Source organism: Flavobacterium artemisiae, assembly GCF_042678225.1.
Taxonomy (GTDB): domain Bacteria; phylum Bacteroidota; class Bacteroidia; order Flavobacteriales; family Flavobacteriaceae; genus Flavobacterium; species Flavobacterium artemisiae.
Map to the genome: position 1 here is coordinate 377,043 of NZ_JBHUDZ010000007.1, position 24,914 is coordinate 401,956.

Here is a 24,914-nt window from a genome sequence, read left to right on the forward strand (position 1 = left end):
ATAAATATAAAAATGAAAAGAAAAGTATTTTTCTTAGCGCTTATAACGGTTTTCTTTTCTTGCAATAAAAAAGAAATAGTCCTAAAAAAGACACCTAAAAATGTTGATACTATCGCTGCAAAAGATTCTGTAAAAACAAGTCCAATCGAAAAAACAACAGATTCTACAGCTTGTGTTGATGTTGTTATTGAAATTTTGACAACTTCGCCTTCCTACATAAAAGACACAAAAGGATTGTATGAAGCTGTTGTAAAAAATGGAGGAACTTCTATTGGAATTACTGTCGAAGGAAGTCCAAATCCCAAAACAGATAAAGCTTTAAGCTATTCTGAAACTTATGATTTAAGTCTTCATGAAACATATCCAGATCGAATGCCGACTATTGCAAGATATACTTTTGATCCTTCAAAAAACCAACTTTTTGAATATGATGTTGTTGAAGACACTTTAATGCCCTTAAAATTCAATAAAAATTTACTTTCAAAGTTTTTAAAAGCATGTAAATAAAAGATTTAAATTAATCGATATCTCTTAAAACAAAAATAAATTGAATAAGCTATTAAAATTTTTCCTTTTTATTTTCCTTTTCAGCGTTCAAGGAAATGCCCAGAACACTTATGTTTTCCTGGGTTCCTACAATCGTGATGTAAATGCCGAATCGATTCAGGTTTACGAATTGGATATGAAGGGAAATCCAAAGAAAATAACATCGGTTAAAAACATAATCAATCCGTCCTATTTAACGCTTTCGCCAGACGGAAAATATCTTTATGCCTGCACAGAAACCAAAACGCCAAATGCCGGAAGTGTAAGCAGTTTTGAATTCAATCCAGAAAAAAAATCGCTTACTTTTTTAAACAAACAATCCAGCGGTGGAGAAAATCCTGTGTATCTGTCGGTTCATAAAAACGGAAAATGGCTTGTAAACGCTAACTATACAGAAGGAAGTGTTGCGGTTCATCCAATTTTAGAAAATGGCAAAATTGATTCGCTTGCACAGAATTTTCAATATAAGGACGGAAGTGTAAACAAAGACAGACAAACACGTTCGCACGTACATTCGGCTGTATTTTCTCCAAACCATGATTATTTGTTTTTACCCGATTTAGGAGCCGATAAAATACGTTGTTACGCCTTTGATGAAAATCTGAAAAAGCCTTTGGTTGAAACAACAACACCATTTACCAAAACCGATTTAGAAGCGGGACCAAGACATTTTACGTTTCATCCCAATCAAAAATTCGGATATTGTATTGAAGAGATGGCTGGACAAATAAGTGTTTATAATTACGAAAATGGTGTTTTAAATAAAATCCAGCGTATTGCAGCGCATCCCGAAAAAATAAAAGAAGGTTTTGAAAGTTCTGACATTCATATTTCTCCCGACGGAAAATTTCTATACGCTTCAAACCGCGGTAAAGAAAATAACATTGCTATTTTTTCTATTGACGAAAACGGACTTTTAAAAAACATTGGTTATCAATCTACTTACGGAAATCATCCCAGAACTTTTGCACTCGATGAGAGCGGAAATTTTTTAATTGTTACCAATGTGCTTTCTGGAAATGCAACTATTTTTAAAAGAAATCCAGAAACTGGAATGCTGAAAAAAATAAGTAAAATTAAAATGGAAAATGTCTCTTGTGTTCAGATAAAAAAGATATAAATAGTATTTGTCATTGAATTTCAAAACAAAACCACTTTTAAAACATAAAAAAATGAATACTCCAATTTTAAATTTACAACCCGAAATAATAGAAAATGAGACCATTAAATTAGTTCCGCTTAAAGAAACTGATTTTGAAAATCTTTTTGCAGTGGCTTCAGATCCGTTAATTTGGGAACAGCATCCGAATAAAAACCGATATGAAAAAGAAGTATTTTTAAACTTTTTTGAAGGCGCAATAGAAAGCAAAGGAGCGTTTCTTATTATCGACAAAACTACAAACGAAGTTGCCGGAAGTACCCGTTTTTACGATTACGAACCCGAAAATAAAAGTATTTTTATTGGATATACTTTTTACGGAAGAAAATTTTGGGGAACAGGATTTAATTCTCAAGTAAAAAAAATGATGCTGGATTATGCATTTCAAGCCGCTGATAAAGTTCATTTTCATATTGGTGCCGAAAATTTCCGTTCGCAAAAAGCAATAGAAAAATTAGGTGCCGAAAAAATAGACGAAATCAATATGGCATATTATAATGAGCCTTCGCGACATAATTTTGTTTACAGAATAAAAAAGTAAAGAACGATTCGTAATTGTTGAGTAGAAGAATTTAAATTTTAACCATTATTTAAAAGAAAAAAATGTCACTATCAAACTTCAATTTACAGCCCGATTTCTTAGAAAACAAAATCACAAAGTTAATTCCGTTAGAAGAAAAACATTTTGAAGCATTATTTGAAGCGGCTTCCGACCCTTTAATCTGGGAACAAAATCCTGTAAAAGATCGACATACAAGAGAAGGATTTAGTGCTTTTCTTGAAATCATAAAAACAAAAAGTTCCTTCTTAATCCTCGACAAAGAAACTAATGAGATAATGGGAACGACAAGTTTTTATGATTACAATCCCGAAAAATCGAGTGTTGGAATTGGTTACACTTTTATAACCAGAAAATATTGGGGCGGACCTTATAATGAGTCCAACAAAAAATTAATGATCGATTATGCTTTTCAGCATGTTCATTCAATCCTTTTTCATGTTGGGGCAGAAAATTTCCGTTCTCAAAAAGCTGTTTTAAAACTTGGAGCAACAAAAATCAATGATATGACATTTACAATAAATGGTGTAGAGGTACCTTTTTTTGAATACGAATTGCGCAAATAAATTAGTCTCCGTTTACACATCAAACTTTTATATTAAACCTTACACAAATAATGAAAAGAATAACCGTTTTCTGTGCCTCTAGTTTTGGTACAGACAAAATTTATGAAGAACAAGCCGTTTTAGTTGGAAAAACTTTGGCAGAACAAAATATAGAATTGGTTTACGGCGGCGCAAACGTCGGTTTAATGGGCGCTGTTGCTGATGGTGCTTTACAAGCTGGCGGAAAAGTAATTGGTGTTCTTCCGGACTTTTTACGCTCTAAAGAAATCGCGCATTTAGGTTTAACCGAATTAATTTTGGTGGAAAGCATGCACGAAAGAAAAACCAAAATGAGCGATTTATGCGATGGTGTAATTGCTCTTCCCGGAGGTTTTGGAACGCTCGAAGAACTTTTTGAAATGCTGACTTGGGCACAGCTGGGACTTCATAAAAAACCAATCGCGATTTTAAATATTAACGGATTTTACGATGCATTAATTACTTTGCTCGAAACGATGACCGAAAAAGGTTTGTTAAAAGAAGTCAATCAAAAAATGCTTTTGGTAAGTGATAACATTGATGATTTATTGTATCAAATGAAAAATTATACGGCACCGACTGTTGGAAAATGGATTGAGAAGAAAGAGGTTTAATTTTTTAATTAGGAATGATGAGTTATAAATTTTCTGTTATACTATATAACATAATGGCTGAGAGTTAGATGTAAAAAAATAGCCTTATCTTTACATTTCTTTCAAAATTCCAACCAATAATTCATAACTCATCATTCACAATTTTAAAAAGATGAAAACAGAAAACAATAAATATGCGAAGGCCGAAATGCTGATTCGAAAACCTGTTTCAGAAGTTTTTCAGGCTTTTATTGATCCAGAGATTACCCATAAATTTTGGTTTACGAAAGGATCGGGAAAATTAGAAGAAAACCAAAAAACAGAATGGACTTGGGAGATGTATGGTTTTTCGCTTTCGGTTACGACTTTGGTTTTACAGGAAAATAAAAAAATTGTCGTAGAATGGGGAAATCCAGACGAAACCACTTTGGTTGAATGGATTTTTAGTCCGTTAAACGAAAATGAAACTTTTGTAAGCATTACAAATTCTGGATTTCATGGCGATACCGATAAAATTATAGATCAAGTCAGAAATTCTACTGAAGGTTTTACATTGGTTTTAGCAGGAGCAAAAGCATATTTGGAACATAAAATAATATTGAATTTAGTTCTTGATCGATTTCCGAAAGGATTAGCTTAGGTTTTGTTTCAGGTTTTGAAGTTTTAAGTTTCAAGTTCTTTACTTTGAACTTATATTTAACCGCAAAGTGCGCAAAGATTTACGCTAAGCACGCTAAGTTTTTCACATATCGCTTTGCGAACTTTGCCTTTTTATAAAACCACCAAACAAAAATCTTTGCGAACTTTGCGTTTAATTTCACATCCCAACAAAACCTGAAACTTTGAACCTGAAACCTGAAACAAAAAAAAATGGAAGTTAAAAAACCCGAAAATATCGACGAATATATTGGAGCATTTCCGAATGATGTTCAGGAGATTTTAGAGAAAATCAGGATGACAATTCAGAAAGCGGCTCCAGAAGCAAAGGAGAAAATCAGCTATTCAATGCCGGCTTTTGAGCAAAACGGAATTGTAGTTTATTTTGCTGCTTTTAAAAATCATATTGGTTTGTATGCGCTTCCGAGCGGACATGAAACTTTTCGCGAAGAACTTTCGAAATATAAATCTGGAAAAGGTTCTGTACAATTTCCGTTAAAAGATCCGATGCCTTTTGATCTCATTACACGAATTGTAAAATTTAGAGTAAAAGAGAATTTGGAGAAAACTAAAAAGAAATAATTCTCAATGAACTTACAAGAACATTACGATCAGCTTTACAAAACTGCCAAAGAAGCTATTTTAGACGGAAAATATTCCATCGACTCACTTATTAAAAATGAATCCGATTCTAGATTTGGAATTACACTGCTTATTCGTCCAAGCGACGAAATAAAATCAGAAATACAATTATTACTTTACGATTTAAGAAAAGCAGAACCTGAGCAGTATTTTTATCCCGATTCTGACATTCATATCACCGTGATGTCTATTATTTCTTGTTCGGAAGAATTTGCATTAAACCAAATTTCACCAAACGATTATATCGAAATCATCTGTAAAAGTCTGGTTGAAGTTGACCGTATTAAAATTCAATTTAAAGGCATAACAGCATCTCCATCAGCGATTATGATTCAGGGATTTCCAACTGATGAAACTTTAAATAATTTACGAAATAAATTACGCGAAAACTTCAAAAATTCTGGTTTACAACAAAGTATAGACAGCCGATATACTATTTCTGCAGCGCATGCCACAGTTATGCGTTTTCAGGATAAACTTCAAGATCCGAAGAAGTTAATCGAAATCTCAGAAAAATATCGTGATTATGATTTTGGAGAATTTGAAGTTAAAAACTTAGAATTGGTTTATAACGATTGGTATCAGCGTAAAAGTAATACACGAGTTTTAGGAGATTTTGGCTTGAGATAATCGTTGTCAAATATGATGATTCATTTTTTTATATTTTGATTGATTGAGTAATTTTCTATCACTGTCAAATATATTTACAACTATGTTATTTCCATTAATGGCCGATTCAAAAAACAATTCTTTTTTCTGAATACTTTGTGTGCTTAATAATTTAATATGCAAAGAATTTTCTTTTATATGTATTTGAAATTTTACAGGAAACGAAAAGTTATTTTTAATTTTTAAATCTTTATAACCGTATACAATTGTCGCATCCGTTCCTAAAGGAGTAAACCTTGTTTCTTCTGTATAAATATCGATAGAATGATTATGCCTTTCTAGAATTTCTAATCCTGCAATCAGACTTATTTGGTACACTATTCCAGAAACTTGGCAAATGCCGCCTCCAACATCTTCAACAATCACATTATTTACTATCGTTCTGCTTTTTTTAAAATGAAATTTTGGGTTTCCGATAATTTTAAAAAACGAAAAGATTTGTCCCGGTTTTAAAACGTATTGATTTATCTTTTTGGCGGCCAATTCTAGATTATACAATTTGTTTTCAAAACCTGCATTTTTTTTGATTTCCTGCTCGATTGAAATTTCATAATCAAAATGTAAATTATCATTAGATACAACGGCATATTTAAACAAATCTTTATTAAAAAGATCTGTTCTAAATCTGTTTGCTATTTTTAATCTGATTTTGAATTGTCGCCACATATTTATTTCTTTTCCAATTCAATAATTAAATACGAGCTGTATTCTTTTAGAAAAGAATTTGCCAGAACTGAGTCTATCTTTACAAAAAATCTTCTGCAAAAGTTAGGAAATCGATGTATCGGAAAAAATAAAACACCAAATGTTCTTTTGACTTTAAAATTGGGATGCTGCTTAAAATCAGCAATGCTCAAACTGTTTGCGCCATGCCAATTATTTGCTTTGTAGCCAAGAATTTTTCTTCTTTTACTTGACGGAATATCCAGAATAATGCGGCCGTTCTTTTTTAAAACTCGATTACATTCTGCTAATATTTTTTTCGTTTTAATTTCATTTAAATGCATGAAAAAATGAAAACTCAGAATCGTATCTACAGAATCATTATCCAGATCAAGCGCGTCGGCTTCGTTTTTAAGAAAGATTTTTTCTGGAAATTTCTTTTTAGCAATCTCAACCATTGCTGCACTTGCGTCAATACCGATTTGCGCATAATTGGAAAGTCTTCCTGTTCCGCATGCTAAATCAACATTGTGTTCTTCTGGATTAATTATTTTATCTAAAATAGTACGCTCTTGAAGATCTATAAATTTTCCGTAAGTATTATCAAACCGATTTTCATCGTAAGAGCCTGCCAAATCATTATAATAATTTATAATTTCATCCATTTTTTTGCTTTTAAACTATAGACGAAAATAAAATTATTCTTACTTAAAACAAAGTTTATTTTAGGAGTTATTTAAACTTTCCGAAATGCCACAAAACTCCAGATGGATCGTGCAGAAAACATTCACTTCCCCACTCTTCATAACGAATTGGTGTTAGCTTTACGCCATATTTCTCAGTAAGATTTAAAGCTGAAAGTTCGTTGTAATATCTTTCGACATCATCAACTTCTAAGAAAATCATCGTGTTTTCTATCCAATTTTTATCGTAATAATCCTGAAGGTAAAAAGCGATTTCTCCTGTTTTAAAAACAGAAAAATTGGCTGCTAAAACAGTTTCTTCAAATCCTAAATCTTGGTAAAATTTTCTGGAGATTTGAAAATCTTTGGAACCGATAAACGGACGGATTGATTTGGCGTTGTGGTTCATATAAAATATTTTAATTAGTAAACCGCTTTTTCCTTATTTAGCCTTAATTTTTACCTAACTTTTTAGTAAAATTAACCTTTATTAAAAATACTTCCAATACCTCGACCAATCTGTTCAATTGCTTCAATACCTTTTGCTAGAGGTGTCGAAGTAAAATCTTCGTATGCATCCATCGCGCTTTCTTGTCGGTCGTCCTGCGGATATACTAAGATTACATTGTTATCTGGGAACGATTTTTCGAATTTCTGAGGTAATTTATCGAAGATCGATTGATAAGACACTGAACCTTTTCTTGAAAGATTGAAAACAACTAAATCAGTAGGTTTTATTTCGTCTGAAATACTTTCGAAATCTTCCCAATCCATGATACTCTTAAAGCCTAATTTTGCATTTAATTTCAAATTTAAGGCAATTTGCTGAATGATTTGATGTGTGCCATATTCAGCATAAATTATAATCGGAATACTTAATTCCTGAGATAAACGACAGATTTTCTGCAACAGTAAATGAAACCCTTTTCCTCTTTCTGAAAATGGCGGACAAACAAAAACCAGTCTTTTTTCTTCAATGAAATTCTTTTCTAATTTACAGATAAAAAGACTTTTGTCAACGTTATTGATAATTGAGTCGACATTTTCACCAAAAATTTTATCTAAGAAACCTGTTTTTCTCGGCCATCCGATAATCACAATATCCGACATAATTTCCTTAGACGTTCTAGCAATTCCACTCGCCGGATTATGATCGATTCTGGCAATAGTATTTATTTTTACTTCTGATGCCGAACCTTGAATTACAAATTTATCAACGGCTTTTCTGTATTTCAAAATATTCTTTTCAGCCTGATTGTTATTCGGAACAATCGTCAATAAAGTCACAGGATTTGCCGATTTTTTATCTTTAATCAATAAAGCAAAATCTAACAAACTTGCCGTTGCAGATGTTTTTGCAAGCGGAATCAAAATATGTTCGTCCAGCATGAAATCTTTTCCTGCGTCTTCATGCGAAACTTCTTCTTCGCAGATAGCGATTTTTTTTGCCGCTTTTTCGGTTGCAAATGAAGCGACAATACAAGTAATCAGAATTAAAATAATGGTTCCGTTAAGGATATTTTCGTCTAAGATTTTAGCTTTATAACCCACTAAAATTACAGCAAGAGTGGCTGCTGCGTGTGCACTGCTCAATCCAAAAATCAACTGGCGTTCTGTTTTGGTATATTTAAAAGCAATTTGAGTAAAAAAGGCTGCAATCCATTTTCCAAAAATGGCTACAACACTTAAAGTTCCAGCAACAATTAAAGCTGTTGGTCCGCTCAAAATAACACTTATATCTACCAGCATTCCGACAGAAATCAAGAAAAACGGAATAAATAATGAATTTCCAATAAACTCAATTCTATTCATCAAAGCAGATGAATGCGGAATTAACGGATTTAATGCCAAACCTGCCACGAATGCGCCGATAATTGGCTCTACTCCTGCTACTTCTGCCAAAAACGCGGCAAAGAAAACTACAGAAAGTACAAAGATATAATGCGCATGTTTTTCACTTTCTAATTTCTTAAAAAACCATTTAGCGACTCTCGGAATCAAAAGGAACATAATTGCTGAAAAAATAGCCAGGGAAACTCCCAATTTAAGCCAAAACGCCTGAGTAAGATTTCCTTGACTGCTTCCCATAATTACCGCCAGAATAATCAAAACAGCTGTGTCGGTCAAAATTGTTCCTCCAACAGTAATTGCAACCGCTTGGTTTTTAGCAATTCCAAGTTTGCTCACAATCGGATATGCAACTAAAGTATGCGTTGCAAACATACTTGCCGTTAAGAAACTTGCATTAAAATCGTATTGTAACAGATAATAACAAACTGGAAAACCTATCGTAAGTGGTAAAATAAACGTAAAAAAACCGAACAACAAACTCTTGTTTCTGTTGGCTTTAAACTCATTCATATCCAATTCAAGCCCCGCTATAAACATGATATACAAAAGTCCGATGGTTGAGAATAAATCGACTGCCGAATTTTTGGCCAGAATATTAAATCCATGTGGTCCGATTACAACACCAGAAAGTATAAGCCCAATGATACCTGGAATATTTATTTTTTTTAGTAAAATTGGAGAGAGCAGAATTATAAATAGTATTAACGAAAAAATCAATACTGGGTTGGTTAGAGGTAATTCGAATTCCTGTAATAAATGCCTGAAAAATTCTATCATATTGTAACTTTAATCTTCTTTGCGGTATTATAATTTGTAAAAAGACGTTTTTCAGAATTAAAACAAAATCCCTAAAGTATTAATAAAAGAATTGAGGTTTTTTGGCCTCACTTCCGTACAAAAATACCGAAAATTAGCGAACTTTTTACGGAAACCGCATATTAAGCAATTAAATTTATTTCGTTGCTGAATTATTAAAATTTAATATTTTTTTTAACAAATACGCAAGATTGATAATAAAAGATATTAATTCGTTGCATTATTCAATTATCTTTGTGATAACAAAATTAAAACAATGGAAGAATGTATCTCAGTTTTTGATATGCTTAAAATTGGTGTCGGCCCTTCATCCTCACATACTTTGGGACCTTGGAGAGCTGCAGAACGTTTTTTAGAAGAGTTAAAAGACGAAGCAATTTTAGACGAAATCACTAGAGTAAAAGTTGATTTATACGGTTCTCTTTCTTTGACAGGAAAAGGACATGCTACCGATTTGGCCGTAATGCTGGGTTTAAGCGGTCAAGATCCCGAATATATTCCAGTTGATGATATAGCCGGAATTATCAAGAAAATCGAAACTACAAGCGAAATCAATTTAGCAAACCGAAAAATGATTCCGTTTTACTTTCTTCAAGATATTGTTTTCAATAAAGACTTTCTTCCTTTTCATGCCAACGGATTAAAATTTACGGCTTACAAAGCGGACGATTCGGAGTATGAATCTACTTTCTACTCCATCGGAGGCGGATTTGTTGTAAAAGAAGAACGCAGCAATGCTAAACAGAAAGAAGTTATAAAATGTGCTTTTCCGTTTCCAATTCAAAACGCAGCTGAATTGTTGAATTATACGATTTCTGAAAACAAATCGATTTCTGAAATTGTGTATCAAAATGAAATCTCAATGCGTCCAGAAGCCGAAGTTCATTCTGAATTAATGCGTGTTTGGAACACGATGTTAGAATGTATGTATATTGGCTGCCATTCTGAAGGTATTCTTCCAGGTGGTCTGCACGTTCGCAGAAGAGCTTTTGATATGCATCAAAACTTAATTGGTTTATCAAATTATAATGATCCGCAGTCTTGGCTGGAAGAAATTAGAAAAACCGAAGTCAAATTCCGCCAGATCTTAAAATGGGTCAGCTGTTTTGCACTTGCCGTGAATGAAGTAAACGCGTCTTTAGGCCGTGTGGTTACAGCACCTACAAACGGAAGTTCTGGTGTGATTCCAGCAGTTTTAATGTATTATATGGTGATTGAAAACCATAATGCAGGCGAAAAAGAAATCAAACAATTTTTGATGGTTGCCGGCGAAATCGGAAGTATTTTCAAAAAAGGCTCTACTATATCTGCAGCTATGGGCGGTTGTCAGGCAGAGATTGGCGTTTCGTCATCTATGGCCGCAGCGGCACTTTGCGAACTAATGGGCGGAACTCCGGCTCAGGTTCTTATGGCAGCAGAAATCGCAATGGAACATCATTTAGGATTAACTTGTGATCCTATTGGAGGTTTGGTTCAGATTCCGTGTATCGAAAGAAATACGATGGGCGCTATAAAAGCGATAAATGCAGCAGAATTGGCTCTTGAAACAGATTCTAAAAATGCAAAAGTACCGTTAGACAAAGTTATTAATACGATGTGGGAAACTGCAAAAGATATGAATTCAAAATATAAAGAAACCTCAGAAGGTGGTCTTGCGATTGCTGTAAACATGGCAGATTGCTGATTTTTTTTAGCTGCGAATTTTACGAATTAAAAAATTTTTACAAGTTTTGAAAATTGTGAAATTCGCGGCTAAAAAACAACTTCATAAACTTCGAATTTAGAAACGGAAAACTTCTCAGCATCTAAATATTCTTTTATTGCTGATCTTCGTTTTACATTTATTCAATACTTTTACATATTCAAAAAAAAACATAAAATGTCAGTAGCAAAAAAAGATTATAAAAGAATCACAACAAAGTCATTAATTGAAATGAAAAGCAATGGAGAAAAAATCTCTATGCTTACGGCGTATGACTACACAATGGCTAAAATTGTTGATACTGCCGGAGTCGATGTGATTTTGGTGGGAGATTCGGCTTCCAATGTAATGGCGGGTCACGAAACTACACTGCCAATCACTTTAGACCAAATGATTTATCATGCTTCTTCTGTTGTTCGCGCAGTAGAAAGAGGTTTGGTTGTAGTTGATTTACCTTTTGGAAGTTACCAATCTGACTCTAAAGAAGCTTTGCGTTCGTCTATCAGAATCATGAAAGAAAGCGGCGCTCATGCTGTAAAATTAGAAGGCGGAAAAGAAATTAGAGAATCAATCAAAAAGATATTAAATGCTGGAATTCCAGTTATGGGACATTTGGGTTTAACACCTCAGTCGATCTACAAATTCGGAACTTACAGCGTTCGTGCAAAAGAAGAGGAAGAAGCTGAAAAGCTAATTGAAGACGCAAAAATGCTCGAAAAAATTGGCTGTTTTGCAGTGGTTCTTGAAAAAATCCCTGCTGATCTTGCAAAACAAGTTGCAGAAAGCATTTCGATTCCTGTTATCGGAATTGGTGCCGGCGGAGGCGTTGACGGACAAGTTTTGGTTATTCACGATATGCTTGGAATGAATAATGAATTCAGCCCGCGTTTCTTACGTCGTTATTTAAATTTATATGATGAAATGACGAAAGCAATCGGTCAGTATGCTGCTGATGTTAAGTCTAGTGATTTTCCTAATAATAAAGAACAATATTAAAAGTTGCTAAGGTTCTGAGATTCTTAGATTCTAAGTTTTTTTTAGCAGCAAAGACTCTAAGACACAAAGTTTAAGATTCAAAGCTTTTCAAAAATAATTTTAATTGCCTCCAGCTTTAGCTGGAGGTATTTTTTAAGTTCTGTCGTAGGCTTTAGCCAAACTTTTTCAAAATCTAAAATCTAAAATCTATATTCTATATTCTATATTCTATATTCTATATTCTATATTCTATATTCTAAAATCTAAAATTTTTCAACTTTGAAAATTCTTTCCAACAAAAATAATCTCCAAATCCTGCACGAAGACAATCACATTATTGTCGTAAATAAACGTGTTGGTGACATTGTACAGGGCGATAAAACAGGCGACAAACCTTTGTCTGATATTGTGAAAGAATACATCAAAGAAAAATACAATAAACCCGGAGATGTTTTTTTAGGCGTAATTCATCGTTTAGACCGACCTACAACTGGAATCGTGGTTTTTGCACGAACTAGTAAAGCGCTTTCGCGAATGAATGAATTGTTCAGCAATCGTGAAACCAAAAAAACATACTGGGCCGTTGTCAAAAACAAACCTAAAGAACCAAAAGCAAAATTGGTTCATTATTTAAAGCGAAACGAAAAAAACAATACTTCCAAAGCACATTTAAAAGAAGTTCCAGACAGCAAATTAGCGAGTTTGGATTATACTATTATAAAAGAACTTCAAAATTATACGGCTTTAGAAATCAATCTTCATACGGGACGTCATCATCAAATTCGCGCACAGTTAACTGCAATTGGTTCTCCTATAAAAGGCGATTTAAAATACGGTGCAGATCGAAGTAATCCAGACGGCGGTATTCATCTTCATGCAAGAAAACTGACCTTTGTACATCCTGTTTCAAAAGAAGACATTACAATTATTGCTCCAACTCCAGACGATCCGATTTGGAATGCTGTCTGATTTTTATGATTTAATTGTTATTTTTTTAATTAGAATCGATTAACTTGCATAGAGAAAAAACAAGCTGATCGAAAAATGGATTATAAAAGTGACATCGGATATCGAAGAGAAACGCTTAAAAAGCTGCTGTATAATATTCAGAAAAGCGAAGATTTAATTATTAAAGCTTTGTATGATGACTTTCAAAAACCAGAATTCGAAGCTGTTGTTACTGAGACTAGTTATGTCATTTCAGATCTTAAAGAAACGATTAAAAACATTAATAAATGGGCAAAACCCAAACGTGTTTTTCCATCACTTCTTAACTTTCCTTCCAGCGATTTTCTTTACAAAGAACCTTACGGAAATGTCTTAGTCATTGCTCCTTGGAATTATCCTTTTCAACTTGCTTTATGCCCTTTGATCGCGGCCGTTGCTGCAGGAAATCGTGTTACTTTAAAACCTTCAGAACTTACGCCGCACACATCGGCTATTATTGCAAAAATCGTAGAAAAGACTTTTCACATCAATCATGTTGAAGTTTTTGAAGGCGGAGTCGAAGTTTCTAATAAACTATTGGCACAACGCTGGGATTATATCTTTTTTACCGGAAGTATCGCTGTAGGCAAAATTGTAGCAAAAGCTGCTGCTGAGAATTTGACTCCGGTTACTTTAGAATTGGGCGGAAAAAATCCGTGTATAGTAGACGAAACAGCCGATTTAAAACTGGCAGCAAAAAGAATCGTCTGGGGAAAATTTATAAATGCCGGACAAACCTGCATCGCACCCGATTATATTTTGATTCAGAAAAATATGAAAGTTAATTTCATTACGTATTTGATTGAAGAAATTATAAAAGCGTACGGTAAAAAAATAGATAGATCTCCCGATTTCGCCCGAATTATAAATACCAAAAACTGGTATCGCTTGACAAATATGATTCAAAACGAGAATGTTTTGTTTGGAGGAGAAAGCAATCCTGACAAATTATACATTGCTCCTACTCTTCTCGAAGAACCCGATTTGGATAGCCCAGTAATGAAAGAAGAAATTTTTGGTCCGATTTTACCAATTCTAACTTATGAAAACGACAACGACATTCAAAACGTGGTAAGTCGTTATGAGAAACCTCTTTCATTTTATATTTTTAGTGAAAATAATTCATTCGTTAAAAAATTAATCAAACAATACTCTTTTGGAGGCGGTTGTGTTAATGACACAGTTGTTCATTTTTCTAATAAACGTCTTCCTTTTGGCGGCGTTGGACACAGCGGTATGGGTGCTTATCATGGTCAGTTGAGTTTCGATACTTTTTCGCATCACAAAGCCATGGTTAAAAAAGGAAATTGGCTTGATCTTCCTATGCGTTACGCGCCTTACAAAGACAAATTAGCTTCGATAAAACGTCTTTTAGACTGGTTATAAATGTTGGAAAACAATTTCGTTATGTTTTGTAGATTTTTAGACGGAATTGATTAAAAATATTATATTTACGACAACGTAACGAGCTAAACACATAAGTCTATAAAACAACTTTACATTAAAATGAAATCTACACTTGACAAAATTGATGAGATCAAAAGAAATGGCTATACATTAAATCTTTCTAGTGTTATTGATAATGCTTTTGAAAATTTCAAAAAAATAACACTTTATTCTGCCTTAATAATATTAGTTTTTTCTTTTATAATAGGCGTTATTTTGGTGGTCGTTTTAGGAGCTGTTTACGGCTTAGAAAATGTATCTAAAGTTATTTTGGAAAGCATGCAGCCATCAAAATTAACTTTAAATGAAATACTAATCTCTACAATAGGTGTTTCTATTGCTTCGGCATTCTTTGCCCCATTTGGTGCAGGCTTTTTTAAAATGGCCGATTCGGCAGCTAAAGACATTCAATTTAAAGTTTCGAACATTTTCCATTACTACAAAGCGCCCTATTTTGCGCAGCTATTTGTTACAACGCTAATTGTAAGTGCTGTAAACAATGCAATTGCAAATACACTAGAAAGTGCAGGTCTTGTATTTGTGGGTGTTGCTATTTCAATTTTCATCAACTTCTTCATGTATTTCACAGTCCCGCTGATTGTATTCGGAAATCTTAAAGCAATCGATGCAATTAAAGGAAGTATAGTACTTGTCACTAAAAATCCATTGGTGATTTTTGGAGCATTCCTTCTCGGAATTATTGGTTCTGCTGTCGGTGCGTTTGCCTGCGGTGTAGGAGTATTGTTTACGATTGTTTTTAATACATCTATGATTTACGCTGCTTATTACGAAATTTTTACTAGAGAAGAAGAAGAAAATTCGATTGATACTATCGGTCAAAAGGATTTAGATTAAATACAGAGTATTCTTAACCCAACGAAGAGATTCACCAACTCTTTTTAAGAATCCTTAAAGGCTGTTTACTTAACCAACATACCCCAAATTCTATGGCAGCAGCCTATAGTTTTTTCAGTTCGTTGTTACCAGGAATTACCAATTTTGGTAATAACCTGAAATCAATTATGACAAACTGGTATGTATTTAATTCGGATATTATTTTCTACAATAATCCGAAACTTATCTTGTTAGGTCTGTCGCTGCTGGGATTTTTATCATTATTGGTTTATCAGTTTTTCAGGATCAAAGCCAAGATTGGTAATTTCATTGAAAAAAAGAAAGAAGAAGAAACCGTAAGCCGCGAATACCAGCTTTACATTTTATTCTTCGGAATCGCGGTTATTGTTATCGAAATCATCAACGAAATCTTTAAAATAAGACCTAAAAGTTTACTTATTATTAATGTTTCCATTGGTGTTTCTGTTCTTATTATTTATGCTATAACAGACCGTGTAAAATGGCTGAGAGAGCATATTCAGCAGATTTTTATCTTTTGTTTCTTTATTTACATGAGTTATGTCGGCTCTAATATCATTTTACTTTCAAATGACGTTGTGCCGATAATTGTCTTTCTGATATCGTTTTTCTTCTCCTACAACATTCTAAAACCCATTAAAATTTATTGGTTTTTTGTTGGTCTTGTCTTTACTTTTTTAATTGTAACGGTAGCTTTACAATTGATTCCGATAAAATCTTCGATTCTTTTAATCAATTTCTGCATCTTGATTTTCATCATTAATCAAGTTAAATATGCAGTATTGCAGAACAATCGCGATAATTTTAGATTTGCCAGTGAAATTGTTCACAAAGGAAATTCGCTTACCATTGCATCCAATCAAAAAAGAGAAATACTTTTTTGCAGCGAAACCATAACACCAATTCTAGGTTATCAGCCGGAAGCAGTTATGGGTTTGAAGTTTTGGGAACTTACCGAAGATGTCGAATTTTTAAAAAAGCCAGATCAATTTATAACCGAAGACAAACTTTATATTCGAAAACTTAAAAACGAAAACGGCGAATTTAAATACATTCAGTGGAAAGACAAAAAATTCTCTGAAGACCTCATTATCAGCATCGGACAAGATGTAACAGAGCAGATTTTAGTTCAAGATCAATACAAAAACCTGATTCAGACCGCAACCGATATCATATTTGAAATTGACAGCGACGGTTATTTTTCATTTATAAATGAATTTGCCTACGCTGCTTTAGGTTATTCCGAAAAAGAAATCATCAAACAGCATTATTCAAATTTTATTGATGACAGTTACATCCATAATGCAGTTGATTTTTACGAGAATATCGTTCTTAATACCCATAAATATCCCGTAATTGAAATTCCGATCGTAAAGAAAAACGGCGAAGAATTATGGATTTCGCAAAAAATTATTGTCCGCAAAAATGAATCTGGGCAAACCATTGGTTTTTCAGGAATTGCAAGGGATATTACCGAAATTAAAAACATTGAAAACGAGAAAAAAAGACGTCTCGAAAAAATTGAAGCTTACAACAATTCGACCAAAAAATTATCTACAACTGACTTTAGCAGTTATAACGAACTCGACACTGTAATTGATTATATCATAAAAGAAGCAGCAATTGTAAGCAAAACCAATCGTGTGAGTTTTTGGAAATATTACAAAGATTTAATCAGCTGCAAAAACCTTTACAGTATTGACAATCAGAGTTTGAGCGACAAAAATATTCTAGATAAAGAATCGTATCCAATTTATTTTGAAACACTAAAAAACAAAGCGATAATAAATGCTCCAGACGTTTTTAATAAATTAGAAACTTCTGAATTTGAAAAAGTTTATTTTACAAAAAACCATATTAAATCAATGCTAGATGTCCCAATTTTTTTCAGCGGACAATTGGCAGGAGTCGTTTGTTTTGAAAGCACCGAAAAAAAACGGGAATGGGATAACGAAGATATCAATTATGCCCGAACCATTTCAGATGTAATTTCGCTAGCGATTTCTTCGCAGATGCGATTAGAAGCAGAACGAAGATTAGAATTTAAAAGTCAGCTTTTGTATGCACTTTCACTTTGTACAGAGAAATTTTTGTTGAGTAAAACCACACAGCAAATGTTTCAGGAAACGTATGATTTGATCGGAAAAGCGGCTAAAGTAGATCATATGTATTATTACGAAAGAGATTTTAGTTCTAATACGGTATGCCAGAAATACAAGTGGTCGCGAATGGGTGTTGCGCATCAAATTACACCGCTTCGTCATATGACGGAAGAAAATCTGCAAGAGATTTATGATGCCGCAAAAAACAAAAAAATCCTTAATACGCTTACCAGACGACTAGAAGATGGTTATTTTAAACAGCTTTTAATAGACAACGAAATAAAATCGATCCTGATTCTTCCTTTGTTTATCAACGATATATTTACAGGTTTTATTGGCTTTGATGATTGCACCAAGGAACGAAAATGGTCTGAAGAAGAAATTTATATTTTTCAGGTTTTAGCCAATAATATTTCGTCGGCATTAGAAAGAAATCGAAACGAAACCCGAATTTTAGAAAGTGAAGAAAAATTCAAATTAATCGCCAACAATATCCCAGGAACAGTTTATTTATCAAAATTTGACGCATTTTCTACTAAGATCTTTCTAAATGACGAAGTCTTAAACCTAACAGGGTATTCAAAATCGGAGTTTATAGAAAATAATTTATCTTTTCTTTCGTTGATTCATCATGATGATAAAGAAGAAGTCATCAACAATCAAATTGACAATCTGCAGAAGGGAATGCCTCTCCATAATGTGTATCGAATAAAACGAAAAACAGGCGAATACATTTGGGTTGAAGAATTTGGCGACGTTATTAAGAAAGATGATGAAATTGAGTTTGTCGGCGGTATTTATTTTGATATTACCAATAAAAAAGAAATCGAAGACGCCATTAAAGCCAAACAATTAGCGGAAGCGGCAAATAAATCTAAATCGGATTTCTTAGCCAATATGTCGCACGAAATTCGAACACCGCTTAACGGAATAATTGGTTTTACCCATCTGCTAATGAAAACTGGATTGGAAGAAATTCAGGAAAAATATATGACTACAATCAATCAATCGGCACATTCACTCCTTGAAATTATTAATGATATTTTAGACTTTTCAAAAATTGAAGCAGGAAAACTAGAACTTTTTATTGATTTATATGATATTAAAAAAGTACTCGGGCAGGTTTTTGATTTGATTGTTTATGAATCGAATCAAAAAAATCTCCAACTTGAATTGAATGTTGATTCAGATGTTCCAAAATATATTTGGACGGATATCGTTAGAATAAAACAAATCTTAATTAACCTGCTTTCTAACGCTGTCAAGTTTACAAATCAGGGATCAATCAAACTAAATGTTTCTGTTTTAGGAAAAGACAAAAACGACAATTATGTTATTCGCTTTTCTGTTATTGATACTGGAATTGGAATTTTAGAGAAAAATCAAAAGAAAATATTTAAAGCTTTTTCTCAGGAAGACAGTTCTACAACAAGAAAATTTGGCGGAACTGGATTAGGACTAACAATCTCGAATCAACTTTTGGCATTAATGGAAAGCCGTTTACAGCTCGAAAGTAAAATTGGAGAAGGCAGTACTTTTTATTTTGATTTGAGTTTAAAAACAAGTAATCAAAGCATTAACGACAAATACAACGCCGAAATCAAAAGTTTAAATTTAGACATAGAATCCGAAGAAAACGAACCTAACGAGAAAAACATCACCTTTTTAATTGTAGAAGACAATAAAGTCAATATGCTGCTTTTAAAAACGATAATCAAAAATCTATACAGCAATGCTTATATCTTCGAATGTGAGAACGGCTACGAAGCAGTACAGCGATTTGAAAGCATAAACCCAACGATCGTTTTTATGGATATTCAAATGCCAATTATGAATGGCTACGAAACTACCCGCGCGATTAGAAATACAAAAAAAGGGCGTGATATTCCTATTATCGCCGTTACAGCCGGCGCAGAAAAAGAAGAAAGAAACAAATGCATCTCTGCCGGAATGGATGATTATATTTCTAAGCCTATTATGAAAGGAACTGTAGAAGAAGCTTTAGTAAAATGGCTGCGATAAATTATTATTAGCACATAATTGTTCTGAATGTGAAATTTATCATAAAAAATATATAAATTCGTACAGCAAAAAATCTAAAAATTTTTAATACAATTCAATATGAAGTGGTTAGGCAAAAGAGAAAGTGATAATGTTGAAGACAGAAGAGGAATTTCTGGCGGAAAAGCCGTTATTGGCGGTGGTGTTATTGGGATTATCATTTTGCTATTAAATGTTTTTGGCGGAGAAACAGGTCAAACGATCGGATCTGCTTTAGAACAAATGCAAGGCGGACCGCAGCAAACTGAAGCCGCAGCCCCTTTGAGCAAGGAAGATGAAGAAATGGGAAAATTTGTTCGAGTGATGCTGGCATATAATGAAGACACTTGGACGAAAATTTTTGCTGAAAACGGCATGACATACGAGAAACCTAAATTGGTTCTTTTTAGAGGCTCTGTTAACACAGCTTGCGGTGGCGCATCATCAGCTTCTGGTCCGTTTTATTGTCCAGGAGATCGTAAAGTTTATATGGATTTAGGCTTTTTTGAAGAATTAAAAACAAAATTCGGTGCCAAAGGAGGTGATTTTGCAATCGCTTATGTAATTGCACACGAAATTGGCCACCACATTCAAACATTATTAGGAACCTCTGCCAAAATGCGTCAAGAGCAAGAAGGCAAAAGCGAAGCTGAAGCCAATAAACTTTCAGTAGCTTTAGAACTCCAAGCCGATTTTTATGCTGGTGTTTGGGCTCATGATAATCAAGAACAGCTTGAAGCTGGAGATATAGAAGAAGCTTTAAGCGCCGCAAATGCAGTTGGTGATGATGCTATTCAAAGCAAAATGCAAGGACACGTAGTTCCAGATTCTTTTACACACGGAACATCAGAACAGAGAATGTACTGGTTCAAAAAAGGATTTAAAACCGGCGATATCAAACAAGGAACTACATTTGATGAAATAAGATAATACATAAACCAAATATAATAACCGCGAAAAGCACAGCCTTACAGTTGTGCTTTTTTTTGTTTAAACCATATAAGTGATATAAGTTCATTTAGATGCGATTAAGTTAGTCTTATTTAAAAAAAGTAAAACTTAAATTACTTACATGAACTTATATGGTTTAAAAAAATAAAAGCACAAAAAAAGCCTTGAATTTCTTCAAGGCTTTGATTTCTGGGTGGCTGACCGGGTTCGAACCGGCGACCCGCGGCACCACAAACCGCTACTCTAACCAGCTGAGCTACAACCACCATTTTTCTGCTTAGCGAGTGCAAATATAGAACAAAGGTTGAGTTCTACAAAGAAAAAAATGAAAAATTTACAATAAATTTTCTAAGCTATTGACTGCCAAACATCTTTCAACTGTAAAACCTTCTGCAAAATCCTTCCCAACTAGTCTTCCTAAGTCTTGCGCACGATAATTTAAGCTTTCAAAAAAGTTTTTACTCGTAATTGGTGTCGCAGGTTCTTTTGAATCTGGATCGTAAAATTGCGTTTTATATGCTGCAACCGCTTCTATCTTCTGTTTTTCAAAACCAGTAATATCTACAACGAAGTCTGGTTCGATATTTTTCCATTGAATATAATGATACACTACTTTCGGTCTCCAAGCTTCTTGTTTTTCGCCATCAAGAGTAGTTTCAATTTTCATTAAACCCGATAAAAAACAAGAATCAGAAACTAGTTTGCTTCCTTTTCCATGATCAATATGACGATCGTCTATTGCATTGCATAAAACAATTTCTGGTTTATACTTGCGAATCATTTTTATGACTTCTAACTGATGCTTTTCATCATTAACAAAAAAGCCGTCGCGCATACGCAGGTTTTCGCGCGTTACAACGCCTAAAATCTTCGCAGCAACTTTTGCTTCTTCATCGCGGGTTTCGGCCGTTCCGCGCGTTCCTAATTCGCCGCGCGTTAAATCTACAATACCTACTTTTTTCCCTAAGGAAACTTCTTTTAAAATTGTTCCGGCGCAGCCCAATTCAACATCATCAGGATGTGCGCCAAAGGCTAGTATATCTAATTTCATATTTTACAATATCAATATCAAAAATCAATTTCAATTCTCAAAAATTCAAATTGAACTTTAATCTATTTTCTTTACTCTTTTTTTCTGTTTTCTATTTTTTCAAAACTCTTTTCATCGTCATGGATTTATTGACGCTTTCCTCCCATTCTTTCTCTGGAATACTTTCTTTTGTAATACCGCAGCCCATGTATAAGATCGCTTTATTGTCCTGAATCTGCATGCTTCGTAAATTTACGAATAAATCTGAACTTCTGGATTCGCCGGCAAAACTGCTGTTTAATTCGCCCAGAAAACCAGTGTAAAAAGTTCTATCGTAGTTTTCATTCTCCAAAATAAAAGCTTTTGCTTTTTTCTTTGGCAATCCGCAGACGGCTGGGGTTGGATGCAGTGTATCGATTACTTCTTCTAAAGTGGAATTATCATTTAAAATACCCGAAATATCAGTTTTAATATGCCAAATCGAACCTGCTCTAAAACTGTACGGTTCTGTAACCGAAACTGACAAAACAAATTCTTTAAGTCTTTTGACAATAAAATCAGTTACAAATTGCTGTTCTTCTTTTTCTTTCTGCTCCCAAACCACCTGAGTTTCTGGAGATGCTTTTTGAGTTCCAGCCAAAGCTGTTGTTGCAAACTCATTTCCGTCTGCTTTTAATAATTGTTCTGGTGTTGCTCCCATCCAAAAACCAATTTTAGGATGAAAAAAGCAATACACAAAAGCGGCAGGATATAGAAATGTTAATCGCTGAAAAACTTCTGCAAAATCGAATTCAGACAAAGGCACTTCTTCACTTCGAGACAAAACTACTTTTTTGAATTCTTCATTTTTAATAGCGTTGATTCCTTGTGCAACTAAATATTCATATTGAAATTTTGCTTCTGGATCAAAATCCTGATCATCTATTTCGATAGAGTCAAAAATGGTAATCTCTTTCTCAGCGCTGATTAATTCTGATTCACTTTCTGGAATTAAAATCAATTGTTTTTCATCGAAAGAGGCGAAAACAAACCCTTTTTCAGTGAAGTTTTCAACTTTATGCAACGTATTATTTTGCTGCAGTAAACCGACAATCTTTGAGGTATTTGGTTTTAAATAAAGTATAAAAGGTAATTGCTGCTCGTAATGTTTTTTAATTTTAGAAAAAAAATCTTTCATGTTACTCATTTTTCTTTCTATCCAAAACCATATTGGTCAATTTACAGAGCGAAACCAAATTTCCTGCTTCATCTGTAATTTTGATTTCCCACAAATGCAGACTTCTGCCTTTATGAATAATTCGGGCTGTACCAAAAACATAACCTTCTCGAATACTTTTTAGATGATTAGCTGAGATTTCAATTCCGCGTACTTCTTGTTCTTTCGGATTGATAAAAAAGAATGAGGCTGCGCTTCCTACACTTTCCGCCAAAGCAACAGAAGCTCCTCCGTGAAGTAATCCCATTGGCTGGTGAACACTAGGATTTACTGGCATTTTTGCTGTCAAAAAATCTTCTCCAGCGTCGATATATTCAATTTTCAGCGTTTCCATTAATGTATTTTTAGAAAACTCATTACAGTGCGCTAAAATTTGTTCTTTTGTATAATTCATTAAAATATTCTTTAAAATCGTAAAATTAAAGAAAGATAAGACACAAATCGAAAAATCCGATTCTAAAATTAAAAATCAATTATGAACTTGTCAGTTTTTTGTTATTTTTACAAAAAGAATTAAAAACAATCTTTTGGCTTAAAAGTATTTTTTTAGCCACAAATTACACAAATTTCCACCAATTCGGAGGCTTCAATAATTTGTAGAATTTGTGCAATTTGTAGCTGAAAAAAAAATCTAATCTCTGGCAAAAAACATATCTAAATGCGTCAATACTTTATACTTTTCTTTTTTAGTTTATTCATAGCTTTGAGTTCTTGCCGAACTGATTTTGATACTGTTGCGAGTTCAGGAGATTTAAAGTTTTCCAGAGATACTGTTTATTTGGATACTGTTTTTAAGAATATTGGTTCGAGCACTTATCAATTAAAAGTTTACAATAAAAGTAAAGACGATATCTCGATTCCGATCATTCAATTAAAAAAAGGTTTAAATTCAAAATACCGAATGACCGTTGACGGAATGTCTGGCAATAATGGAAAGATTTTTAACAACGTTACACTTCTGGCAAAAGACAGTTTGTATATTTTTATAGAAACAACAGCCGATATTACAGACGCTGATCCAACAGATTTTTTATATACTGATGAAATTCAGTTTGACAGCGGTGCTAATCTTCAAGAAGTTGCTTTGGTTACCTTGATTCAAGATGCTGTTTTTCTTTTTCCAAAACAAAATCCTGACGGCTCAAAAGAGAAAATAAAAATTGACGACAAAGATGTTGACGGATTTTATTTGGAAGACAATGAACTGACTTTTACAAATCAAAAACCTTATGTGATTTATGGTTATGCTGGAGTTCCTCAAAATAAAACTATCCATTTTGAAGCGGGATCGCGCGTACATTTTCACGCTAATTCTGGAATTTATGTCGATAATAATGCGTCTCTTCAAATTAACGGAAGTAAATCGAATACTGAAAAACTAGAAAATGAAGTCGTTTTTGAAGGCGATCGACTAGAATCTCTTTATTCTAATATCCCAGGACAATGGGGTTCTATTTTATTTGCTGACGGAAGTACAAACCATACTATCACTAATTTAACTTTAAAAAATGCAACAATTGGTTTGGATTTCAAAAGTCCAAACAATATTGTTCAAATTAAAAATACACAGCTTTACAATTGCGCTCAATATGGAATATTAGCTCAAAACGCTCAAATTAATGGCGAAAACATTGCCGTAAATTATTGTGGACTAGCCTCTCTTTCATGTGTTTATGGTGGAAGTTACAGTTTCACACATTGTACTTTTAATAACAATTGGTCTGGAAGTTCACAATTTGCAGTGAATCTGAGTAATAATCTGGTAGGTGCAACTCCAGAAACCAATCCGCTGACACAAGCTGCTTTTAACAATTGCATTATTTACGGTTCTGCAACCAACGAATTTAATTTAAGTAAAAATGCCAATGCTGCTTTTGTATATCAATTGAATAATTGTCTTCTAAAATTCAGCAGTTCAACAACCAATCCCGATTATCAATTTAAAACAGATGCTGTGCATTACAATAATATTATTTTGAATGAAAATCCGAAGTATTACAATATCAATCAAAACAAATTGAATATTGATAAAAATTCTGCCGCTTTCGCGAAAGGAAATCAGGCGTATATAATTTCAACTGATATTTTAGGAATTACGAGAACTTCTCCACCTGATTTGGGAGCTTATCAAAGTAAAGATTTTCCGAAGTAAATGTATCAAAAGTTGAGA

General features: G+C 33.5%; 23 protein-coding genes and 1 tRNA gene. 16 read left to right on the forward strand and 8 right to left on the reverse strand.

The features are described from left to right. The first annotated feature begins 12 nt into the window (after nucleotides 1–12). From ACFSC2_RS06810 to ACFSC2_RS06845, 8 genes are all read left to right on the forward strand, one after another. The gene (locus ACFSC2_RS06810; RefSeq protein WP_379817068.1) at nucleotides 13–507 is read left to right on the forward strand and encodes a hypothetical protein; all 495 of its coding nucleotides are present in this window, start codon (nucleotides 13–15) and stop codon (nucleotides 505–507) included. Between the two features lie 40 nt (nucleotides 508–547). Continuing rightward, entirely contained in the window at nucleotides 548–1,666 is a 1,119-nt protein-coding gene (locus tag ACFSC2_RS06815) for a lactonase family protein (RefSeq protein ID WP_379817067.1), read from the forward strand. 52 nt (nucleotides 1,667–1,718) lie between these two features. After that, nucleotides 1,719–2,246 (forward strand): GNAT family N-acetyltransferase, encoded by a 528-nt coding sequence (locus tag ACFSC2_RS06820; protein ID WP_379817066.1) that lies wholly within the window; start codon nucleotides 1,719–1,721, stop codon nucleotides 2,244–2,246. 62 nt (nucleotides 2,247–2,308) lie between these two features. After that, on the forward strand, nucleotides 2,309–2,830 hold the full coding sequence (locus ACFSC2_RS06825) for a GNAT family N-acetyltransferase (protein WP_379817065.1): 522 nt from the start codon (nucleotides 2,309–2,311) through the stop codon (nucleotides 2,828–2,830). 50 nt (nucleotides 2,831–2,880) lie between these two features. Continuing rightward, nucleotides 2,881–3,462 carry an LOG family protein gene (locus ACFSC2_RS06830; protein WP_379817064.1) on the forward strand — a complete coding sequence of 194 codons (582 nt, stop codon included), beginning with the start codon at nucleotides 2,881–2,883 and terminating at the stop codon, nucleotides 3,460–3,462. Between the two features lie 151 nt (nucleotides 3,463–3,613). Next, entirely contained in the window at nucleotides 3,614–4,081 is a 468-nt protein-coding gene (locus ACFSC2_RS06835) for an SRPBCC family protein (protein WP_379817063.1), read from the forward strand. A 230-nt stretch (nucleotides 4,082–4,311) separates the two neighbouring features. Further along, nucleotides 4,312–4,680 (forward strand): iron chaperone, encoded by a 369-nt coding sequence (locus ACFSC2_RS06840; protein WP_379817062.1) that lies wholly within the window; start codon nucleotides 4,312–4,314, stop codon nucleotides 4,678–4,680. A 6-nt stretch (nucleotides 4,681–4,686) separates the two neighbouring features. Further along, on the forward strand, nucleotides 4,687–5,370 hold the full coding sequence (locus tag ACFSC2_RS06845; protein WP_379817061.1) for a 2'-5' RNA ligase family protein: 684 nt from the start codon (nucleotides 4,687–4,689) through the stop codon (nucleotides 5,368–5,370). A gap of 6 nt (nucleotides 5,371–5,376) precedes the next feature. Here ACFSC2_RS06845 and ACFSC2_RS06850 read toward each other — a convergent pair whose 3' ends face one another. The 4 genes from ACFSC2_RS06850 to ACFSC2_RS06865 all read right to left on the reverse strand — a co-directional run bounded on the left by ACFSC2_RS06850 (nucleotide 5,377) and on the right by ACFSC2_RS06865 (nucleotide 9,383). Further along, nucleotides 5,377–6,075, reverse strand: coding sequence for a VanW family protein (locus tag ACFSC2_RS06850; RefSeq protein WP_379817060.1), 699 nt, complete (start codon nucleotides 6,073–6,075; stop codon nucleotides 5,377–5,379). Between the two features lie 2 nt (nucleotides 6,076–6,077). Next, complete coding sequence (locus ACFSC2_RS06855; RefSeq protein ID WP_379817059.1) at nucleotides 6,078–6,737, reverse strand: class I SAM-dependent methyltransferase; 660 nt, start codon at nucleotides 6,735–6,737, stop codon at nucleotides 6,078–6,080. Nucleotides 6,738–6,804: 67 nt separating this feature from the next. Then, on the reverse strand, nucleotides 6,805–7,164 hold the full coding sequence (locus ACFSC2_RS06860) for a VOC family protein (RefSeq protein WP_379817058.1): 360 nt from the start codon (nucleotides 7,162–7,164) through the stop codon (nucleotides 6,805–6,807). Between the two features lie 71 nt (nucleotides 7,165–7,235). Beyond that, entirely contained in the window at nucleotides 7,236–9,383 is a 2,148-nt protein-coding gene (locus ACFSC2_RS06865) for a cation:proton antiporter (RefSeq protein WP_379817057.1), read from the reverse strand. Nucleotides 9,384–9,678: 295 nt separating this feature from the next. Between ACFSC2_RS06865 and ACFSC2_RS06870 the strand changes: the two genes are divergently transcribed. The 7 genes from ACFSC2_RS06870 to ypfJ all read left to right on the forward strand — a co-directional run bounded on the left by ACFSC2_RS06870 (nucleotide 9,679) and on the right by ypfJ (nucleotide 20,477). Further along, on the forward strand, nucleotides 9,679–11,106 hold the full coding sequence (locus ACFSC2_RS06870) for an L-serine ammonia-lyase (RefSeq protein ID WP_379817056.1): 1,428 nt from the start codon (nucleotides 9,679–9,681) through the stop codon (nucleotides 11,104–11,106). A 195-nt stretch (nucleotides 11,107–11,301) separates the two neighbouring features. Continuing rightward, nucleotides 11,302–12,120 (forward strand): 3-methyl-2-oxobutanoate hydroxymethyltransferase, encoded by an 819-nt coding sequence (gene panB, locus ACFSC2_RS06875; RefSeq protein WP_379817055.1) that lies wholly within the window; start codon nucleotides 11,302–11,304, stop codon nucleotides 12,118–12,120. Between the two features lie 258 nt (nucleotides 12,121–12,378). Further along, on the forward strand, nucleotides 12,379–13,068 hold the full coding sequence (locus ACFSC2_RS06880; RefSeq protein ID WP_379817054.1) for an RluA family pseudouridine synthase: 690 nt from the start codon (nucleotides 12,379–12,381) through the stop codon (nucleotides 13,066–13,068). A 75-nt stretch (nucleotides 13,069–13,143) separates the two neighbouring features. Then, complete coding sequence (locus ACFSC2_RS06885) at nucleotides 13,144–14,472, forward strand: aldehyde dehydrogenase (protein ID WP_379817053.1); 1,329 nt, start codon at nucleotides 13,144–13,146, stop codon at nucleotides 14,470–14,472. A gap of 120 nt (nucleotides 14,473–14,592) precedes the next feature. Continuing rightward, nucleotides 14,593–15,387 (forward strand): hypothetical protein, encoded by a 795-nt coding sequence (locus tag ACFSC2_RS06890; protein ID WP_379817052.1) that lies wholly within the window; start codon nucleotides 14,593–14,595, stop codon nucleotides 15,385–15,387. Nucleotides 15,388–15,479: 92 nt separating this feature from the next. Continuing rightward, nucleotides 15,480–19,529, forward strand: a complete 4,050-nt coding sequence (locus tag ACFSC2_RS06895; RefSeq protein WP_379817051.1) for a PAS domain S-box protein — start codon at nucleotides 15,480–15,482, stop codon at nucleotides 19,527–19,529. Nucleotides 19,530–19,628: 99 nt separating this feature from the next. Then, nucleotides 19,629–20,477 (forward strand): KPN_02809 family neutral zinc metallopeptidase, encoded by an 849-nt coding sequence (gene ypfJ, locus ACFSC2_RS06900; protein ID WP_379817050.1) that lies wholly within the window; start codon nucleotides 19,629–19,631, stop codon nucleotides 20,475–20,477. Nucleotides 20,478–20,690: 213 nt separating this feature from the next. Here the strand turns inward: ypfJ and ACFSC2_RS06905 are convergent. The 4 genes from ACFSC2_RS06905 to ACFSC2_RS06920 all read right to left on the reverse strand — a co-directional run bounded on the left by ACFSC2_RS06905 (nucleotide 20,691) and on the right by ACFSC2_RS06920 (nucleotide 23,138). Continuing rightward, nucleotides 20,691–20,764, reverse strand: a tRNA-His gene (locus tag ACFSC2_RS06905). 68 nt (nucleotides 20,765–20,832) lie between these two features. Then, nucleotides 20,833–21,549, reverse strand: a complete 717-nt coding sequence (gene bshB1, locus ACFSC2_RS06910; RefSeq protein ID WP_379817049.1) for a bacillithiol biosynthesis deacetylase BshB1 — start codon at nucleotides 21,547–21,549, stop codon at nucleotides 20,833–20,835. A gap of 91 nt (nucleotides 21,550–21,640) precedes the next feature. Further along, nucleotides 21,641–22,705 carry a chorismate-binding protein gene (locus ACFSC2_RS06915; protein ID WP_379817048.1) on the reverse strand — a complete coding sequence of 355 codons (1,065 nt, stop codon included), beginning with the start codon at nucleotides 22,703–22,705 and terminating at the stop codon, nucleotides 21,641–21,643. A 1-nt stretch (nucleotide 22,706) separates the two neighbouring features. Beyond that, nucleotides 22,707–23,138: a PaaI family thioesterase gene (locus ACFSC2_RS06920; RefSeq protein ID WP_379817047.1), complete on the reverse strand. Its 432-nt coding sequence runs from the start codon at nucleotides 23,136–23,138 to the stop codon at nucleotides 22,707–22,709. A 264-nt stretch (nucleotides 23,139–23,402) separates the two neighbouring features. Here ACFSC2_RS06920 and ACFSC2_RS06925 point away from each other — a divergent pair, with 264 nt between their 5' ends. Beyond that, a complete protein-coding gene (locus ACFSC2_RS06925; protein ID WP_379817046.1) occupies nucleotides 23,403–24,896 on the forward strand; it encodes a hypothetical protein in 1,494 nt (497 codons plus the stop codon). Nucleotides 24,897–24,914: the final 18 nt, after the last annotated feature.

Bases quoted from the DNA above. Each gene is read 5' to 3' on its own strand.
- ACFSC2_RS06810 (WP_379817068.1), top strand. From the start codon at position 13: ATGAAAAGAAAAGTATTTTTCTTAGCGCTTATAACGGTTTTCTTTTCT.
- ACFSC2_RS06820 (WP_379817066.1), top strand. From the start codon at position 1,719: ATGAATACTCCAATTTTAAATTTACAACCCGAAATAATAGAAAATGAG.
- ACFSC2_RS06825 (WP_379817065.1), top strand. From the start codon at position 2,309: ATGTCACTATCAAACTTCAATTTACAGCCCGATTTCTTAGAAAACAAA.
- ACFSC2_RS06830 (WP_379817064.1), top strand. From the start codon at position 2,881: ATGAAAAGAATAACCGTTTTCTGTGCCTCTAGTTTTGGTACAGACAAA.
- ACFSC2_RS06835 (WP_379817063.1), top strand. From the start codon at position 3,614: ATGAAAACAGAAAACAATAAATATGCGAAGGCCGAAATGCTGATTCGA.
- ACFSC2_RS06840 (WP_379817062.1), top strand. From the start codon at position 4,312: ATGGAAGTTAAAAAACCCGAAAATATCGACGAATATATTGGAGCATTT.
- ACFSC2_RS06845 (WP_379817061.1), top strand. From the start codon at position 4,687: ATGAACTTACAAGAACATTACGATCAGCTTTACAAAACTGCCAAAGAA.
- ACFSC2_RS06850 (WP_379817060.1), bottom strand. From the start codon at position 6,075: ATGTGGCGACAATTCAAAATCAGATTAAAAATAGCAAACAGATTTAGA.
- ACFSC2_RS06855 (WP_379817059.1), bottom strand. From the start codon at position 6,737: ATGGATGAAATTATAAATTATTATAATGATTTGGCAGGCTCTTACGAT.
- ACFSC2_RS06860 (WP_379817058.1), bottom strand. From the start codon at position 7,164: ATGAACCACAACGCCAAATCAATCCGTCCGTTTATCGGTTCCAAAGAT.
- ACFSC2_RS06865 (WP_379817057.1), bottom strand. From the start codon at position 9,383: ATGATAGAATTTTTCAGGCATTTATTACAGGAATTCGAATTACCTCTA.
- ACFSC2_RS06870 (WP_379817056.1), top strand. From the start codon at position 9,679: ATGGAAGAATGTATCTCAGTTTTTGATATGCTTAAAATTGGTGTCGGC.
- panB (WP_379817055.1), top strand. From the start codon at position 11,302: ATGTCAGTAGCAAAAAAAGATTATAAAAGAATCACAACAAAGTCATTA.
- ACFSC2_RS06885 (WP_379817053.1), top strand. From the start codon at position 13,144: ATGGATTATAAAAGTGACATCGGATATCGAAGAGAAACGCTTAAAAAG.
- ACFSC2_RS06890 (WP_379817052.1), top strand. From the start codon at position 14,593: ATGAAATCTACACTTGACAAAATTGATGAGATCAAAAGAAATGGCTAT.
- ACFSC2_RS06895 (WP_379817051.1), top strand. From the start codon at position 15,480: ATGGCAGCAGCCTATAGTTTTTTCAGTTCGTTGTTACCAGGAATTACC.
- ypfJ (WP_379817050.1), top strand. From the start codon at position 19,629: ATGAAGTGGTTAGGCAAAAGAGAAAGTGATAATGTTGAAGACAGAAGA.
- bshB1 (WP_379817049.1), bottom strand. From the start codon at position 21,549: ATGAAATTAGATATACTAGCCTTTGGCGCACATCCTGATGATGTTGAA.
- ACFSC2_RS06915 (WP_379817048.1), bottom strand. From the start codon at position 22,705: ATGAAAGATTTTTTTTCTAAAATTAAAAAACATTACGAGCAGCAATTA.
- ACFSC2_RS06920 (WP_379817047.1), bottom strand. From the start codon at position 23,138: ATGAATTATACAAAAGAACAAATTTTAGCGCACTGTAATGAGTTTTCT.
- ACFSC2_RS06925 (WP_379817046.1), top strand. From the start codon at position 23,403: ATGCGTCAATACTTTATACTTTTCTTTTTTAGTTTATTCATAGCTTTG.